The organism is Plantactinospora sp. CNZ320 (genome assembly GCF_002846275.1).
Window position 1 is genome coordinate 6580295 of the sequence record NZ_PJMP01000001.1, and the last position, 17592, is coordinate 6597886.

Consider the following 17592-nt stretch of genomic DNA (forward strand, 5'->3'; position numbering starts at 1 on the left):
CGGGCTGGTGTCGGCAACCCGACAGGCGATTACTCATTGTTACGACATCATTACTCTATGAATGCTGGTGTGCTCACTCTGGTGGTTTCCGGGCCGGTCCCCGGTAGCAGGCGCGGCGACGCCGAATCCGCCTCCGCGCTGGCTCGGGAGCTGCACACCCGGACGATCCTGCACGTCGTCCGGTCCGGGGTCGACGATCCGCCGCTCCGATCCGCCGCCCCGGTGCCGCCCGGCCCAGCCTCGCTGCCCGACCGGGACCCGCTGTCCGACCGGGACCCGCTGTCCGGCCCGGACTCGCTGCCCGATCTCGCCGACCTGGCCGCAGGGAGGTATGGCAGCACCGGCCCGTTCGTCCGCAAGGGCGGCACCGCCGGTTCGCTTGCCGAACTCGTGGTCACCGGTCTCTTCTCGGCCACCACCGTCGCGGCGCTGGCCCAGGTCGCCGTCGCCTTCCTGGAGCGCGGTGCCGCCCGCCGGATCGTCCTGCGGGACGGCCGGCGCACCCTGACGATCAGCGCGCCCGGCGAGGACACCGAACAGATGGTGGTCGAGTGGCTCGGCGTGCCGCCGACACAGAGCGGCGCCGGCTCCGGTGCCGATTAACCCGCCGACCGGCCGGTACGCGCTGCTGGTGGCGGTCGGCGAGTACGACGACCCGTCACTGGACCAGCTCCGCGCCCCCGAGCAGGACGTGGAACGGCTGGCGGCGGTACTGGAGGACCCGTCGGTGGGCAACTTCACCGTCCGTACCCTCCAGGACGCCTCCGACCAGGAGGTACGCCGGGAGATCGAGGATCTGCTCACCGACCGGGTCAACGACGACCTCGTACTGCTCTACTTCTCCTGCCACGGCATCGTCGACCCGTTCCACCGGCTCTACTTCGCCGCCGCCAACACCGTGCGGACCCGACCGGCCAGCACCGCCATCTCCCGCTCCTTCGTCAACGAGCAACTGGAGGCGTGCCGGGCCGCCGCCAAGGTCCTGGTGCTGGACTGCTGTTTCGCCGGTGCGTTCGCCGAGGGCTTCAAGGCGGCGCCGCAGGGTGCGCTGGACGGCCAGGTCGGCCGGGGGTACGTGGTGATCAGCGCCTGCGACAGCTACGAGTACGCCTTCGAGTCCGACGGTCTGGTCGAGTCGGCACCCCGCGGCTCGATCTTCACCGACGTACTGCTGGAGGGGCTGGCCACCGGCGGAGCCGACCTGGACGGCGACGGGCGGGTCGGTGTCGACGAGCTGTTCCGGTACGTCCACGACGGGGTGGTCCGTCGCCGGCCGGACCAGAAGCCGAAGTGGAGTGCCTACAACGCCGAGCCGCACATCTATCTCGCCACCGTTGCGCCGACCGCCGACCGGTCGGGGCCGGGCGAGGATGGGACGGGCGGGGTGGCCAGGGCGAGCGCGGCGACGGTGCCCCGACCGAGCAACTACAACCGGCACCAGGCGATCGTCGCCCGTGGCTTCCGGGCCGGCGCCGACCTGGTACGGCGTACCTTCGGGCCGCTCGGCCGGCGGGTACTTGTCGAGGACGCCTCCGGGGCGTACCACGAGCTGGCCGACGCGGCGAGTGTGGTCCGGCTCTTCACCGCGTACGACAGCCGGGACGCGATCGGCGCCAGCTACGTCCGGGAACTGGTGGAGGGGGTACGGCACCGGGTCGGCGACGGTGCCACCACCACAGTGGTACTGGCCCAGGCCATGCTGGACGGTGCCTCGGTCGCGCTGCGGGCCGGGGCCAACCCGGTGGCGCTGTGCCGGGGGATCGAGTCGGCCGCCCTGGCGGTCCTCGCCGAGCTCGGCGACCTGGCGGTGCCGGTGGAGACGAAGGAACAGCTCCGGATGGTCTCCACCATCGCCTCCGGCGACGAGGTGGTCGGCGACCTGCTGGCCACCGCGATGGAGCGGGTCGGCAAGGACGGTGTGGTGATCGTCGAGGAGAGCAACCTCTTCGGCCTCGAACTCGAACTCACCCGGGGCATCCGGGTACCGGCCGGGCACGTCTCGCCGTACTTCGTGACCGATCCGGAGGAGGCGGAGGCCGTACTCGACGACCCGTCGATCCTGATCGTCGACCAGCGGCTCTCCGGCGTACCCGAGTTGCGGCCGCTGCTGGACGAGGTCGGCCGGTCCGGTCGGCCGCTGGCGGTCTTCGCCCGGGACATCCGGGACGCCGCCCTCACCGCGCTGATCGTCGGGAAGATGCGGCACACCCTGGACGCGGTGGCGGTGCGGCTGCCCTGGCCGGACGAGGAACGGTGCACCATGATGGCGGATCTGGCGCTGCTCACCGGGGCACAGGTGGTCCGCGACGCCGAGGGCGGGCTCGCCGCTGCCACCGCCGAGGTGCTGGGCGGCGCCCGCAAGGTGATCACCTCCCGCCGGGACACCACCCTGGTCGACGGGGCCGGTGACCCGGAACTGGCCCGGCGCCGGGTGCGGGGGCTGCGGGCGGAGCTGGCCCGGCACCCGGACGGGCACGACCGGGAGCTGCTGCGGGAGCGGCTGGCCCGGCTGGGCGGCGGGGTGGCGGTGATCCGGGTCGGCGAGTCCACCGAGGGGCAGCTCAAGAAGCGCAAACGGCAGATCGACGACGCGGTACGCAACGCGAAGGCCGCTGTCGAGTGGGGACTCGTACCCGGTGGCGGGGCGGCGCTGCTGACCGTCGCCGAGCGGATCGGTTCCCGGGTGCCGTGCGGCGGTGACGAGGCGCTCGGCTATGCGGTGGTGGCCGATGCGCTTGTCGCGCCCTACGAGGAGTTGATGCGCAACGCTGGGCGTAACCCGGGTGCCGGGCCGGCCGATCTGTGCCGTCGGGGCCCGGGTGTCACCTTCGACGTGGTCGCCGGCGCGTACGTCACCGCGCTGGACGCCGGCATCGTCGACGCCGCCGCGACGCTGCGCCAGGCGGTCACCGCAGCGGCCGGGGTGGTGACCCGGTACCTGATGATCGGCTGACCGTCCGGCCTCCGATCCGGTGACCCGTCCGGTGTCCGATCCGGAGTGGATGAGGATCGGACGGTGCGTTGGGGATGGTGGATAGGGCGGGTTGGCGGATGGGGCGGGTAGCCGGCGCCGGGTGAACCCGACGCCGGCCCCAGCCCATGCTGCTACGTGGTGCCGCCGACGTGCAGCAGGTCAGCGATCCGTTCGGCGACCGGTCCCGCCTCCAGGTGCAGCCACGACACGTTCAACCGGTCGTCGCCGAGGACGGCGAGCAGTACGTGGTCGCTCACCCCGTACACCGTGAAGTAGCCCTGGTGGCTGTGGACCGTGAGTTCGCGCAGCGGACCCTGTTGGAGTGTCATGCCGCACTGCCGGCCGAGCCCGAAGGTGGTGGCCGCGAGGGCGGCGAGGTCGAGCGGCTCGGGGCCGGCGGTGAGGTCGTGCCCGAGCAGTCGCCCGTCGATGCCCGCGAGGACGGCCCCGCGCACCCCCGGCACCCGGTCCCGGAGCGCGCCCAACTCGGCGTGCAGGGCCGACTGCCCGGTGCGGTGCCGACCGGCGGTGCCGGGACCCGGCTGGGCGAAGGCATCCTCCGGGAGGTGATCCTCGCCGCCACTGTCCAGTTGAGCCCCTGGAGAACGCCGGGGCAGCGGACTGTCGAACAGGTCCCCTCGGGCGTCCTGGAACTGCGTCACGGTCATCACCGCTCCTCGACCTCGGGCGTGTGGCACGCTGCGGATGCGAGGTCAACCTGGGGGCAGGCCGGAGCAGCAGGACGGAAGGTTTCCTTGCCCGCGCGAGAGCTCAGCGGCCGGATCGGTTGGTGGTTCGCCACTGACAGCGCCTCCATTCTTGGTGTGAACGTCACTGCCCGTAGTGCCGTCACCGCTGAGCGGCGAAGTGGGCGGCGGCCGGTCTGACGCGCGAGTTGCTCCTCCGGGAGAGTGGCATGCCTTGGTGCAAGTTGCATCTCGCGAGACAGGTATTTGTCTGTGCAGCTAACTTACTGTTGACCCGTCCGCGATGGAACAGGGCGATACGACCGATGTTGCGCGGCATGGGCGGTCGTTCTACGCACCGCGCCACTGCGCACAGTAACCAAAACTGAGCGTGACTGCACGTGGCGTCTGCAAACCGCAGATGCACGTGCGCTTCCCAGGTCATCGGCTGATGCGAGTGGACGACATCGACGCGCTGTGTCAGAGTGCAAGGGAAGACATTCATGAACACAACTGTCTGATGCGGAACGCAACTGTCTGATGCGCTGACACGGGGAGAGGCGCGGTGTTGCCCATCACCGCCCGACGTGGATCGGGTGAGCGACGTTGATGCCGCTCGGGGCGGGAGCGCTGCTCGAATACCGGGTGACCGACGCGATGTGGGTCTGCGCCGGGGTCGTCCGCGTCGCCAGGTCCTGCTTCTGTCTGACCGATCCCGACCCGCCGCCACGCTGGCACTGGCAGGCCAACACCAGGGACAACGGCCTGGTCGGAGTGACCGAGGGAGCGCTGCTGGTGCGTACCGGCTGCGGCGGCGGTTGGGCCAACCTCACAGTCGAGTTGCACGTGGAACGGCCGGCGGCGAGGACTGCCGGCTGGGACGACGCGGTCGAGATCTCGTACCGGACGGCGGTCGGCCAGTCGCACGTCCGGTCGGCGCGTGGCGGTGGTACCGACTTCCCCCGGATCAGCTTCCGCGGGGCGGGCAGCTATCGGGTCCGGGTGCACGCCCGGGGACGCCACCCCTGCCTGGGCCGGCCCGTCGCCGACCGGACGGAGGACTACCTGTTGCAGGTCTGGCCGGCGCCGGTGGGGCGTACCCAGATCCTGCGCGCGGCCGACGCGTGACCGTCCCGTCCCCCGACTGTCCGGTCCTGGGGCAATGGTCCAGTCCTGATTGGGTCGAGGCGGTCCCGTCCTGAGTCGGTCCAGCCCTGAGGCGGGTCGAGGTGGTTCGGGCCGGCGGGGCGGGTGGCGGTGCCCGGTTCGGGGCGGGCGGCACGGCTACCGTGGGGCGGTGAGTGACCCCACCTGGGCGGCGGTCCGCGCCGCACGCGCCTGGCTGGACCGGGCGAACGGCACCGACCGGGCCGAGCTGACCTGCCGGATCCTCAAGGTCACCGAGGAGGCCGGTGAGGCGGCCGGGGCGTGGATCGGGATGACCGGGCAGAATCCGCGCAAGGGCGTGACGCACAGCCTCGACGACGTGGCCGGCGAGCTGGCCGATGTCGCGCTCTCCGCGCTCGTCGCCATCGAGAGCCTGGGCCTCGACGCCCGGGAGGTGCTGCACGGCCGGGCCGCCCGGGTGCGGGACCGGCTCCCGGAGGCGCCCGCGCCCGGCGCGGGGCCCGGTCCGTCGGCGGTTTCCGGCTGAGCGGACGGATTGTCCGACATCGGGGCGCCTGACGACGACATGCTTCGCTGGTCGGTTCGCCGCGCGACCCGACGTCGGCGGGCCGCCCTCCGCCGACGTGGCGGCGGACCGGTGGAGGGTCGGCTACCGGCGGGACGTCGTCGGCGGCCGGACCCGGACAGGCGCCGGGGCGGGTGCCCGCAGCCCGGTCGTCACCTTCCCCCGTAGCTGACGGCCGGCCAGCCCGCCCCGGTGCCGAACCCTTCGCCACCTGCGACTTCTCTGCCGGGTACGCCGATCGCGGCACCCGGGCGGATCCGGATCTCCGGTCGAGATCCGCGCTCGGTGTCCGCCTGGCCGGTGGCGTTTCGGATGCCATGCCTGTCGAAGGGGCATCCCCGATCCGGTCGATGTCGAGCACCCGGTTCGACGGTTTCGGCACCGGATCGGACCGGCCTGCCGGACGTTCCCGGAGCGCGGACGATAACCGGGAGGTCAAGGTTTGGTTATTGAGGATATCCACCGGGTCCGTCAGTGCTATACCGTGGCTGGGTGAGAGTCGAGCGGCACTGGTGGAACGGCGATCGGGGTCCGCGCGCACGGCGCGACGTCTACATTCGTACGGATGGGCAGCTATGGGAAGTCGAGGCCCAGGTCGGGGGCGCCCAAGGGCGCTCGAAGGTGCAGCAGTGCCCCGGTGAGGCATCCGCGCGCATTCTCGCGGACGCCTGGCTAGGTGGGCGCCCGGGCTGGCGAGAGATGGTGCTCTGAGTCGACCGCCGTCCGGCTGGTCGCGCAGAGCTGTCTCCCAGCTCGACAATCTTTCCCAGATTTGAGGGGCGGGCCGCGCCGACGGGTGAGAGTCACCCGGCGGCGCGGAGTCGCGCGTCCAACCGGACGGCGTGAGGCTCCGTTACCCGAACCGGTCGCGATGGCCAAGGCACTTTCCGCGATCTGCCAAAGGAATCGCACCCCGTTACCCCACTCGGTTGCGTCGAGTTACCATTTAAGCACTCATGGTGATCAATGTCTTGACGACGATCAGCGGGGTGAGGGTTCGTGGCGCGGGACCTTGACGGGCGATCGGGCGGAACAGGGCGGCGGATCGGGGGTCTCGACCGCAGTCTGCTGCTGCACTGCCGGACCAGCCAGGTCACCCTGGCGGCCGAGGTCGCCGACCGGAGTGGCGGCGGCCTGGTCGTCACCGCCGACCGGGGCAACCTGCGCGGTTGCCTGAGCCGGGCACGGCACCTGAGGGAGGTCGACCACTACCGTCGTCCGGTGCTGCTCGACGCGGCCCGGTACGCCGGTGACGGCCGGCTGCCCGCCGCCGCGCCGTTCGACCCGCGCTGGATCGACTGCCAGCGGGACCTCGGCCTGCCGGTACTCACCGACTCCGGCTATCTGGACCGGGACGACAGCGCCGGTCTGGCCGGCATCCTCGAACGGGCAGCCCGGCTCGGTGACGCCATCGCACTGCTGCCGATGCACCCGTACTGGCTCGCCGACCGGATCGCCCGGCAGACCCTGCTCCGCTACGTGACGGCGGTCGGTGTACCGGTGGCGGTGGTCGTGGAGGAGTCGGCGAACCCGTTCAGCCCGGCCAGTACGGTGCGCGGGCTGCTCCAGCTGCTCGGCTGCGGCGTACCGGTGCTGGTGCTCCGGGCCGACCTGCCAGTGCTCGGGGCGCTCTGCTCCGGCGCGACCGCGGTGGCGATCGGCACCGAACCCGCGCTGCGCCGGCTCGATCCGCGTCGGCCCGCCGGATCCGGCCCGCTGACCGGGGTACCCCGGCCGTCGGCGGTGGTCCGGCAGTGCCTGTCGTACGCGCCGCTGCCGGAGATCGAGGCCACCATGCGCCGCCACCCGGACAACGGGATGTGGCACTGCGACTGTGCGACATGTGCCGGCCGGGGCCTGGGCTGGCTGCTGGACCGGCCGGAGGGCGAGCGCAGCCGTACCGCCTTCCGGCACTCCGTCGACGTGCTGCTCGACCTGCGCGCCGAACTGACCGGACCGTCCGGGCAGCTCAACGAGTGGAGCTGGCGGGCCCGTTGCGTCGCCGCCGCGTCCCGCCGCCGCGAGGTGGGCTGGGACCTGCTGCCGATGTTGCAGCACTGGCAGCAGGCGATCGCACCGCCGAGCGCCTCCCGGCTGCCCGCGACGGCCGGGCGCCGGGCCGGCGGGTCGAGCCGGTTCTCCCGGGCGACGACCCCCCGCTCGGCGGCCTGACCGGCCTGACCCCCGCACGGCCGCCTGACCGGCCTGGCCCCCGCTCGCCGGCCTGACCGGAGTGACCCCCGCTTGCCGCCGCCCCCGGCTGGCGGGGGAGTGCGGGTAGGGCGGGGAGCCGGGATCAGGCGAGCGCCATCCGGGCCCAGCGGCTCGGGCTCAGCGTCAGTACCCGGAACGGACAGTGCCGGTCGGTGAGCAGCGTGTACGCCTCGATCGCCCGCTCGGCCGCGTCCTGGGCCTGCTCGGCCGGGGTCATGCCCCGGCCCCGGTTGCGGAACAGCGCGCCGTAGAAGGCGGAGCAGAAGACACCGCTCTCGTGCCAGCCGATCTGCGCCGAGGTGCCGATGTAGGTGACCTCGTCCTGGAGGCAGTCCCGGACCGCCTTCTGCCAGGCACCGGTGCCGGTGCGGCAGCCGTCGGCGAGGATCGCGTGCGCCGAGATCCCGCGCCCCCGGGCGGCCGCCTCCTCGCCCAGCGCCTCCAGGGAGATCTTCGTCCGGCCGTCGCTGCTGGCGAAGGTGGGGGTACTGCTGTGGTCGCCGTGCGCCATCACGTGCAGTACGTCGCAGGAGGCGGTGAAGGCGGTAAGCACCGTGTCCGGGTCGCGGGAACGGACGAAGTCGATGTCGACGATCGGCTGTTGATGCTCGGCGTTGATGTTCTGCAGCGTGGACTGGACGAATGTCATCGCCGCGTCGAACGACGAGTCGAGCCCGATGTCGAGCAGACTCACCCGCTTCGCCCTCATCGCCATGGCGAACCTCCCCCGGATGCGATCAACACGCTACCCCTGCCGCGCCAACCCCGCCGCCCGGCGGCGCCTACCGCGCGAACCGACGAACGGCCCGGGTCAGTCGATCAGGGCGGCGTAGACGAGCTGGCGCAGCTCGGCCCGGAGCGGATAGGTGCTGGAGGGGACGAGCTGGGTGAAGAGCAGCGCGGTGACCTCGTCCACCGGGTCGACCCAGAACGCCGTACTCGCCATGCCGCCCCAGTAGAACTCGCCGGGGTTGCTCGGGGTGCGGCTCGGCACCGGGTCGAGTACCACCGCGAAGCCGAGTCCGAAGCCGATCCCGTCGAACGTTGTCTCGGCGAAGCCGCCGGTGGAGAGCCGCCCCAGATCCTGCCCCTCCGGCAGGTGGTTGCGGGTCATGAACCGGACCGTACGCGGAGCGAGCAGGCGTACCCCGTCCAACTCGCCGCCGCGCAGCAGGAACTGGGTGAACCGGTGGTAGTCGGCCGCGGTGGAGAGCAGGCCGCCACCGCCGGAGAGCAGTGACGGCCTCTGCAGGGCCAGCGCGCCGACCTGGTCGTACCGGATCGCCTGGCCGGTGCCGGGGTGCGCGGCGTAACAGGCGGCCAGCCGGTCCGTGTCGGCGCCCTCGGCCCACCAGCCGGTGTCGGTCATCCCGAGCGGGCCGAGGATGCGATCGGTGAAGAAGGCGTCCAGCGACTGGCCGGAGACCACCTCGACCAGCCGGCCGAGCACGTCGGTGGCGACCGAGTAGCCCCAGGCGGTGCCGGGCTGGAAGAGCAGCGGCAGCCGGGCCAGACCCTCGGTGGCGCTGGCCAGGTCGAACCCGGCCGGGGCGTAGAGGTCGAATCCGGCGGCCCGGTAGAGCCCGTCGACCACCGAGGTCTGCAGGAAGCCGTAGGTCAGCCCGGCGGTGTGGGTGAGCAGGTGCCAGACCCGGATCGGCTCGACCGCCGGCACCGTGTACGGCTTGAGCGCCGACCCCCGGTCGTAGACGCGGACGTCGGCGAACTCCGGCAGCCAGCGGCTGATCTCGTCGGTGAGCTGGAGTCGGCCCTCCTCCCACAGCATCATCGCGGCGACCGAGGTGACCGGCTTGGTCATCGAGTAGATCCGCCAGAGGGTGTCGGACTCGACAGGCAGCCCCGCCTCGCGGTCCCGCATCCCGTACGTCGAGGAGTGCGCGACCTCGCCCCGCCGGGTCACCACGATCTGCCAACCGGCCAACTGCCCCGCGTCGACGTACCGGGCGAAGTGCTCGTCGACGCGGGCCAGCCTCGCCGGGTCGAAGCCGACCTGGTCAGGGTCGACGCTGCGCTTGAGGCTCATTCGCCGAACCATACTGCCGGGCCGGAAAGGGCGGCAACGACCACCCGCCGCCGGTCGGCATCCCCGGTCATCCGGTCACCGGGTCAGCGCGGATCCGCCGGCAGATCCGTCCCGGTTCGTCCGGGCGGCAACGTCCGGCGCCAGTACTGCCGCTTGGCTTCCTCCCGGACGACCACGCCGATCCGGGTCAGCTCGGTCCGCAGTTCGGCCAGGTCTGTCTCGTCACCCTTGTCGAGCGCCCGCTGCCGGGCCTTGAGCAGCGAGTTCGCCCCGACGGGCAGCTCCGGGCCGCCGTCGGTCCAGCGCCGGAACTCCGCCCGGTACGGGTCACCGTCGGCGTACCAGCGGTAGCCGTGCGCCTCGAAGGCGGCCCGGAGCCGGTCGGCCGACAGGTCCGACGCCTCCCTGACCAGTTCTTCGGTGGCGGGCCCGAGCAGGACGAGCCGTTTGCCGTCCCGGAACACCCCGGCGATCGCGGCCCGGTCGATCCGTCGGGTGGCGTCGCCCCGCACCAGGGTCACCCCGTCCGGGGCGACGGTGACGCTCAACCGTTCGGCGGCGGCGATGGCGGCGATCAGCAGCCCACCCAGGGCGCCGATCAGCAGGGCGCCGCCGGTGGCCCACGGCTCGTCGATGCCGTCGATCATTGTGAACAGGCCGCGCCAGGGAACCCAGCGAAGTGACGTGATCCAGCCCGCCGCGGCCTGCGCCGCCCAGAGCAGGGCGGCGCCGAGCAGCGGGAAGAGGACCCAGACCAGGGCGACCAGGCTGACCGGCTCGGCCACCACCGTCGGCTCCCCGGGTGTCCCGGCCCGCTCCGGCGTCGATTCCCCGTGGGGACGGGCCCGGTCCGGCGTCGATTCCCCGTGGGGACGGGCCCGGTCCGGCGGAAACGCGTCGGTGGGCACCTCAGGACACCTCCCGGCGTACCGTCCGGATCAGCCCGGCGACCAGCGGCACCAGCACCCAGACCGCGACCGAGACGCCGAGCCGGGCCCACTGCCCACCGTCGAGGTGTCCGGGGTTCGGCGGCTCGAACAGGGCGGCGGTGGTGAGCCCGGTGTCCAGCCACTCGGCGGCGGAGCGCAACCGCTCGATCATCCCGCCGAGCATCGACCAGGCGATCGGCAGCACCAGGGAGAGCACGATGGCCAGTGGGGTGCTCTGGAACAGCAGGCCGAACGCGATGCCCAGCGACACGTTGACCACCTGGAAGACCGCCGCGCCGACGATTGCCGACAGGTCGGTGGACCAGGAGCCGCCGTCGCCGGCCAGCCCGGCGAGCGCGGTACCGAGGGCTGCCGTCGCCCCGCTGGCCACCACGGAGATCAGTGCCGCGACCACCCCGGCACCGAGCTTGGCGGCGACCACCCGGTGCCGCCGGGGTACCAGTGCGAAGGTGGTAAGCGCGGTGCGCTGGGAGAACTCGCTGGTGACCAACAGGATGCCGAGGATCGGCAGCAGGACTCCGACCGGCACCTGGGCCAGCGCGAAGAAGTTCTCGAACCGCAGATCCGGGTCGGGCGCGGTGAAGAGCAGCACCGCCACGATGACCGCCGAGATCAGGCCGATGGTGACCAACAGCCACAGGCCGGCCCGGGTGTCGGCGAGTTTGCGCAGCTCGACGAGGGTCAACCGGAGCAGCGTCGGCTGGGCGAAGGTGTCGTACCCGCCGGGTCGGTCCGCCGGGCCGGCGGACCTGGCGTCGATCCGCCCAGTGGTGTCGGTGGTCACTTCACGGCCTCCCGGACGGAGTCGCCAGCGGTCAGGGTCAGGAAGATCTGTTCCAGTCCGGCGCTCTCCGCCGGCCGGAGTTCCAGCAGCGCCACCCCGGAGTCGGCGGCGGCCTGCCCGACGGAGCCCGGGGCGGCGTCGACCAGCAGCCCGCCGTCGGTGCCGGACCGCACCCGCAACCCGGCCCGGTCCAGGGCGCCGCGCAGCGCCTCCGGGTCCCGGGCCCGGACCAGCGCGCCCGCGTCGGCCAGCAACTCGTCCTTGCTGCCCTGCGCCACCACCCGGCCGCCGCCGATCACCACCAGCCGGTCGGCCACCGCCTCGACCTCGCGGAGCAGGTGCGAGGAGAGCAGCACCGTCCCACCCCGGTCGGCGAAGTCGCGCAGCAGGCCGCGCATCCAGAAGATCCCCTCCGGGTCGAGGCCGTTCGCCGGCTCGTCCAGGATCAGCACCCGGGGGTCGCCGAGCAGCGCCTGCGCCAGGCCGAGCCGCTGGCGCATTCCCAACGAGTACGCCCGGACACGCCGCCGGGCCGCCACCCTGTTCAGGCCGACCTGGTCGAGGCACTCGTCGACCCGACGCCGGGAGACCCCGATGGTGTGGGCCGAGAGGATCAGGGTCTCCCGCCCGGTCCGGCCCGGGTGCTGGGCGGAGGCGTCGAGCAGCAGCCCGACCCACCGGCCCGGGTTCGGCAGCCGGCGGTAGTTGACGGAGTCGACGGTGGCGGTACCGGCGGTCGGCGGGGTGAGGCCGCAGATCATCCGCATGGTGGTGGACTTGCCGGCACCGTTCGGGCCGAGGAACCCGGTCACCGTGCCCGGTTCGCAGCGGAACGAGACGTCCTCGACCGCGGTGTGCCGGCCGTACCGTTTGGTCAGGTGTTCGACACTGATCATGTGGTCGAGCCTGCCGGTGCCGACCGGCCGGGCGCTGCGGCCCGGAGTACATCCCCGGCGACCTTCGGCTATTTCCAGACGTCGACTTTGGTTGGTGTCCCGCTCCCGGCACAGGTTCGTACAGTTGACCGATGACTGGTGTGCCGGCCCGCCCCGAGCACCCCTGGCTGCTGCCGGCCGCCCTGACCGCCGACCCGTCCACCGGGGGGCGGCGCCGGCCGCGCCGGTCGACCCGGGACTGGATCGTCGACACGCTCTGTTTCCTGATCGCCTCCGGCTACGCGTCGATCGCTTTCTGGGACGTGCTGCGCCCGCAGCCGGCCATGGTGGGGGACCGGGCCGACTCGGAACTCGCGGTCGTGATCGACGCGGTGTTGACCACCGCACTCTGCCTGGCGCTCTGGATACGCCGCCGTTGGCCGGTCACGCTGGCCGTCGTCGCCCTGCCACTGTCGTTCTTCTCCACCCCGTCCGGGATCGCCATCCTGATCATCCTGTTGACCCTGGTGGTGCACCGGCCGATCTCGGTGGCCGGCCCGTTGCTCGCGGCGCACCTGGGCGCCGGTGTCTTCTACGAGTACCGCAATCCCGACCCGAACGACGGGTCGTGGCCCGGGATGACGCTCAGCGTGGTACTGATCACCGCGGTGTTGGCCTGGGGGATGTTCATCCGGGCCCGGCGGCAGCTCGTGCTTTCCTGGCGGGACCGGGCGTACCGGGCCGAGGCGGAGCAGCGGTTGCGGGTCGAGGCGGCCCGGCGGCTGGAACGTACCCGGATCGCCGGTGAGATGCACGACGTCCTCGCGCACCGGATCTCGCTGCTCAGCCTGCACGCCGGGGCACTGGAGTTCCGCCCCGACGCACCGCCGGAGGAGATCGCCCGGGCGGCCGGGGTGATCCGGAGCAGCGCGCACCAGGCGTTGCAGGACCTACGCGAGGTGATCGGCGTGCTCCGGGAGGACCCGCCGGAGGGCGGGGCGGAGCCGGAGCAGCCGGTCGAGCCGGAGCCGGTCTCCGGCGGCTGGGGTTCGGGGCCGAAGGCGTATCCGCCGGATCCGCCGTACCCGGCGGTGCCCGTGACGGGCAACGGTGGGCCGGCCACGCCGGTTCCGTCGCCCCGGGCACCCGAGCGGCCGCAGCCGACCCTGGACGACCTGCCGGCGCTGGTCGCCGAGTCCCGGGAGGCGGGCATGCGGGTGGACCTGCGTACCGAGTTGACCTCGACGGAGACCGTGCCGGCCGGGGTCGGGCGGGGGGCGTACCGGATCGTGCAGGAGGGGCTGACTAACGCCCGCAAGCACGCGCCCGGGACGAGCGTACTGGTGACCGCGCGAGGGCGACCGGGACTGGGGCTCAGCGTCGAGGTACGCAACCGGTGGCCGGTCGGCCACTCCGACGGGCCCCTGGTCCCGGGTACCGGCACCGGGCTGGTCGGGCTCGGTGAACGTACCGCCCTGCTCGGCGGGTGGCTGGAACACGGGCGTACCGACTCGGGTGACTTCCGACTGGCGGCCTGGCTACCGTGGCCGACGTGAACGGAGCCGCCAACGACCCGGTACGGATGCCTCCTGACCCGGTACGGGTGCTGATCGTCGACGACGACGCGCTGGTCCGGGCCGGGCTGTCGATGATCTTCGGCGGGGTGCCCCGGCTGCGGGTGGTCGGCGAGGTGGCCGACGGCAGCGAGGTGCTGGCGGCGGTGGCCGAACACCACCCGGACGTGGTGCTGATGGACATCCGGATGCCCAGGATGGACGGGCTGGCCGCCACCGAGGCGCTGCGCCGGCTGCCGCACCCGCCGGAGGTGCTGGTGCTGACCACCTTCGACGTCGACGAGTACGTGCTGCGGGCGTTACGGGCCGGGGCCAGCGGTTTCCTGCTCAAGGACACCCCGCCGGCCGAGATCGTCGCGGCGATCGGCCGGGTCGCGGCCGGTGAGGCGACACTCTCCCCGACGGTCACCCGCAAACTGATCGCACACGTGACCGGAGTGGGTACCTCCGCCCGGCGGGACGCCGACCTGCGGCGGGACCGGGCACTACGCCTGCTCGACGGGCTGAGTGCCCGGGAGCGGGAGGTCGCGGTGGCGATCGGCCGGGGCTGGTCCAACGCCGAGATCTCGGCGGCGCTCTTCATGAGCGTGGCGACCGTGAAGGCGTACGTCTCACGGCTGCTCACCAAACTGGAGGTGACCAACCGGGTCCAGGTGGCGCTGCTGGTGCACGACGCCGAACTGGTCTGACCCGCGAGTCTGACCTGCGAGTACGCCCGGTCAGCGGTCCCGGGAGCGCAGCGGCTCCAGGCCGCTGGTGTCGACCACCGGACCGGTCTCACGCATCCGCTCGGCGACCTGGTGCCACCGCCCCGCCTGCCGGGTGCAGATGCTCAGCGCCTCGTCGCCGCGCAGCGGCTCGCCCCGGTAGTCCAGCTCGGCCAGCCGGCGCCGGGCGCGCAGGCTGCCGTCTCCGGCCTGCTCGGCGATGCTCTGGTAGATGGCGTTGAGCCGGCGGTCCACCAGCGCGATGTTGTGCCGGGCCAGCCGCTCGATGTTCTCCTCGGTCCGGCTGCCGTCCCCGACCAGCCGGTCGGAACCGGCCAGGCAGAGGTCGTCGTAGCGGGGGATCGACGGCGGGAACCGGGCCTCGGCGATCCGGATCGGGTCCACCGCCTCGCGCAGCAGCCGGATGAACTCGGCCCGGTCGCGCCAGTAGCGGGCATGGTCCAGGGCGATCCGGCAGAGCGTGTCCCAGGTCTCCGCGTCCAGGTCGAGCCAGCGGATCAACTGGTGCGGGTCGGCGGTCTGCGGCGGCAGGGCCCGGTCGTGCCAGGTCTGTTCGAGGAGTACGGCGCCCTGCCGGAGCAGCTCCTTGGCGTACGCCGACATCCGCGAGTTGATCACCTTGTCCGGGCGCGGCAGTACCACCTTGAGGCTCGGGTAGACCTCCTCCTCGAAGTACCCGAAGTCCTGCAACCGGCGCAGCGGCGCGAGATCGGGCTCGCTGCTCAGGATCCAGCGCCGCAGCCGGTCGGCGGCGACCCCGCTCTCGGTGCAGGCCAGCGCGGCCCGGAGCCGCTCCACCGCCTTCGCCACCAGCGGCGCCACCGGCGGCGGCAACGGGTGCGGGGTCGGCTCCCGGGCCACCTGACCATCCAAGGTGAACGGTGGCGGGGCCGGTCGCCGGTGCCAGCGGGGCGGATACGCCAGCGGCAGCGCGTCGGTGATCAACCGCCGGCCCCGCCACAGCGCCCGCCCGGTGGCCGAGAGGTGCGCCGGAGTGGACCGCTCCAACTCCGGGAAGTACCCCTTGAGGGCGAAGGCGTAGGTGCAGGCCGCGTTGTAGAAGTCGAACGACCGCAGCGGGCGCCTCGGCCACCGTCGGCGTTGGGCCCGCCGGATCGCCCGGTCCAGCAGCACCCCGCCGCACGGCCACTCCCGGCTCAGCGCCCGGGCCCGGGCACGCGGGCCGCGCCGCCACCAGCCGGCGAGACAGCCGCCGTCGTCGAAGGGGCCGACCGGTTCGGCGGGCGCCCCGCCGTCGGCGGACAGCCCGGCGCCGCCGGTCATGCCGGGTGTACCGGGCCTACCGGGCTGGCGCACCCACCCGTCGCCCCCGGGCGTGGTGGGCGGATACGGTGGCCCGCCGATGCCGGGCGTGGTGGGCGGATGCAGTGGTTGCCAGCCGGCGGCGGCCCAGTCGTGCCATGCCCGGGCCAGCCGCAGCGGTGCCCAGACGTCCCGGAGCAGCAGCAGCGCCGAGTGGGTCACCTCGGAGCGGCTGGCCCGGACGAACCAGGCGAGTACGGTGTCCTCGCGCAGCCGGTACAACTCCTGGGCGGCGGCGATCTGGAACACCACCCGGGTCGCCTCCGGACACTCCCGCAGCACCCGGCGCAGCCACTCCTTGGCGGCCGGCTCACCGGGCGCGTCGGCGAAGGTCACCACCACCGGCCAGTACCTGTCGACGAACGCCTTCTCCAGCCGTTGCCGCATCTGCCGGCGTACCTTCTCCCGGTCGCCGACACCGTCCTGTTTGAACCACTGGTGCACGGTCCGCTCGGTGTAGGCCAGCGTGCAGGCGTACTGGTAGCGCAGTTTGATCGAGTCGGGTCGGCGGCGCAGGTGGCGCAGCGTACCGAGCAGGTGCCGGGGCACGTGGCGGAGCCGGTCGGTACGGGTGGTCCAGATGTGGTCGTCGTACCAGCCGCCCTGCTCGCGCAGCACCAACGCCGACTGGTACGTGTCAAGCGCGTCCAGGAAGAGTCCCATCTCCTCCTGCACGCTGGCCACCATCACCCGAAGGTCGGCGTTGAACGGGTCGAGCCCGAGCGCCACGCCGTAGTAGCGGAGCGCCTCGTCGAACTGCCGCCGGTCCTGCGACTCCTTGCCCTTGTTGTAGGCGGCGAAGAGTGCCGCCGGCAGTTCCCGGCCGCACCAGTTGCGCCACGGGGCGGCCCGGGCGAGCCGGGTCACCGGCAGGATCGTGGCCAGCACCCAGTACGCCGTCCGCCGGGTCGCCTCCTCCCAGGTGCTGCCCCACTGGGTGGTCATCGCGCTGCGGCCGCCGCCGAGGAACGAGGTGACGGTGGCGGAGACCCCGTAGCAGGGCTCCTGGGCGCGTACCTGCAACACCCCGGTCACCCGGTAGCCGATCTTCGGCCAGAGCCGGGGCAGCATCTGGAGCAGCATGGCCAGCGGGTTGCCGCTGCGCGGGTCGACCCCGCTGGCCACGTCGAGGAAGGTCTCCGGCGGCGGGTCGGCGGGTCCGGCGTACGGCGGATAGATGTGCGTCTCCGAGAGCCGCTGGCAGAACTGGCTCTTCAGGTCGTCGACCGGGGCGCTGCGGTCCGGGGTGGCGTCGGTGAACTCGTGCACGTCGACCGGCCCGGGCCGGTACGCGAGCCGGACCCGGCGCCGGTGCCGCCAGGCGGCGAAGCAGACCACGGCCAGCACGAGCAGCCCGAGCCGGTGCCGCATCGGGTGTGACCCGTCGCCGCCGAGGGTGATCGCGAGACCGTCGAGCGGGCTGAGCAGCCAGGTGTCGGGGCGGCCGGCCCGCAGTCCCGACCGGCCGAACCAGACCAGCGCGGCGAGCAGGGCTGCGGTGCTGAGAAGCTGCCAACCGAGGGCCCGCCCGGGCCGGGGCATCGGCAGCGCGGCCGGCGCGGCCCGGGATTCTCTGCCGATCCGCCGGGGCGTTGGCTGCTCCCACTGCTCGGACCGCTGGATACCGTGCGACGTTCTTCTTGCTCGATGAGGCATCTCGGTCACCGATGGTTCTCGGCTCGGTCCCCTTTCGTGACGAATCCGCACCTCCAGGCTAGAGATCGTGGTAACGGCTGCGGTCCGGAAT

Annotated in this window: 14 protein-coding genes; 7 read left to right on the forward strand and 7 right to left on the reverse strand. The window is 72.6% G+C overall.

The window, feature by feature from the left end; translation table 11 throughout:
* Positions 1–57 precede the first annotated feature (57 nt).
* Together CLT71_RS29525 and groEL are read left to right on the forward strand one after the other, a co-directional pair.
* Entirely contained in the window at positions 58–603 is a 546-nt protein-coding gene (locus CLT71_RS29525) for a hypothetical protein (protein WP_143743660.1), read from the forward strand.
* Positions 593–2953 (forward strand): chaperonin GroEL, encoded by a 2361-nt coding sequence (gene groEL / locus CLT71_RS29530; protein ID WP_101369973.1) that lies wholly within the window; start codon positions 593–595, stop codon positions 2951–2953. Before CLT71_RS29525 ends, groEL begins: the two co-directional genes overlap by 11 nt.
* A 152-nt stretch (positions 2954–3105) precedes the next feature.
* Here the strand turns inward: groEL and CLT71_RS29535 are convergent, their stop codons facing one another.
* A complete protein-coding gene (locus tag CLT71_RS29535; protein ID WP_101369974.1) occupies positions 3106–3642 on the reverse strand; it encodes a roadblock/LC7 domain-containing protein in 537 nt (178 codons plus the stop codon).
* A 627-nt stretch (positions 3643–4269) separates the two neighbouring features.
* Between CLT71_RS29535 and CLT71_RS29540 the strand changes: the two genes are divergently transcribed.
* The 3 genes from CLT71_RS29540 (at position 4270) to CLT71_RS29555 (ending at position 7525) form a co-directional block, all read left to right on the forward strand.
* Positions 4270–4788: a hypothetical protein gene (locus tag CLT71_RS29540; protein ID WP_101369975.1), complete on the forward strand. Its 519-nt coding sequence runs from the start codon at positions 4270–4272 to the stop codon at positions 4786–4788.
* A 169-nt stretch (positions 4789–4957) separates the two neighbouring features.
* Positions 4958–5314 (forward strand): MazG-like family protein, encoded by a 357-nt coding sequence (locus tag CLT71_RS29545; RefSeq protein ID WP_101369976.1) that lies wholly within the window; start codon positions 4958–4960, stop codon positions 5312–5314.
* Between the two features lie 1038 nt (positions 5315–6352).
* Positions 6353–7525 (forward strand): hypothetical protein, encoded by a 1173-nt coding sequence (locus CLT71_RS29555; protein WP_101369978.1) that lies wholly within the window; start codon positions 6353–6355, stop codon positions 7523–7525.
* Positions 7526–7649: 124 nt separating this feature from the next.
* On the opposite strand, the gene CLT71_RS29560 is transcribed toward CLT71_RS29555, so the two are convergent.
* From CLT71_RS29560 to CLT71_RS29580, 5 genes are all read right to left on the reverse strand, one after another.
* Positions 7650–8282, reverse strand: a complete 633-nt coding sequence (locus CLT71_RS29560; protein ID WP_234359474.1) for a hypothetical protein — start codon at positions 8280–8282, stop codon at positions 7650–7652.
* Between the two features lie 96 nt (positions 8283–8378).
* Positions 8379–9611, reverse strand: coding sequence for a serine hydrolase domain-containing protein (locus CLT71_RS29565; RefSeq protein WP_101369979.1), 1233 nt, complete (start codon positions 9609–9611; stop codon positions 8379–8381).
* An 83-nt stretch (positions 9612–9694) separates the two neighbouring features.
* Positions 9695–10519, reverse strand: coding sequence for a YqeB family protein (locus CLT71_RS29570; RefSeq protein WP_486483524.1), 825 nt, complete (start codon positions 10517–10519; stop codon positions 9695–9697).
* Between the two features lies 1 nt (position 10520).
* Positions 10521–11345, reverse strand: a complete 825-nt coding sequence (locus CLT71_RS29575; protein WP_486483525.1) for an ABC transporter permease — start codon at positions 11343–11345, stop codon at positions 10521–10523.
* Positions 11342–12241 carry an ATP-binding cassette domain-containing protein gene (locus CLT71_RS29580; protein WP_101369980.1) on the reverse strand — a complete coding sequence of 300 codons (900 nt, stop codon included), beginning with the start codon at positions 12239–12241 and terminating at the stop codon, positions 11342–11344. The genes CLT71_RS29575 and CLT71_RS29580 overlap by 4 nt, the downstream gene beginning before the upstream one ends.
* Positions 12242–12372: 131 nt before the next feature.
* On the opposite strand from CLT71_RS29580, the gene CLT71_RS38295 reads away from it, so the two are divergent.
* Together CLT71_RS38295 and CLT71_RS29590 are read left to right on the forward strand one after the other, a co-directional pair.
* Positions 12373–13776 carry a sensor histidine kinase gene (locus CLT71_RS38295; protein ID WP_486483526.1) on the forward strand — a complete coding sequence of 468 codons (1404 nt, stop codon included), beginning with the start codon at positions 12373–12375 and terminating at the stop codon, positions 13774–13776.
* Positions 13777–13802: 26 nt separating this feature from the next.
* The gene (locus CLT71_RS29590; protein WP_101371910.1) at positions 13803–14483 is read left to right on the forward strand and encodes a response regulator transcription factor; all 681 of its coding nucleotides are present in this window, start codon (positions 13803–13805) and stop codon (positions 14481–14483) included.
* A gap of 30 nt (positions 14484–14513) precedes the next feature.
* On the opposite strand, the gene CLT71_RS29595 is transcribed toward CLT71_RS29590, so the two are convergent.
* Positions 14514–17501 (reverse strand): hypothetical protein, encoded by a 2988-nt coding sequence (locus CLT71_RS29595; RefSeq protein WP_143743661.1) that lies wholly within the window; start codon positions 17499–17501, stop codon positions 14514–14516.
* Between the last annotated feature and the right edge of the window lie 91 nt (positions 17502–17592).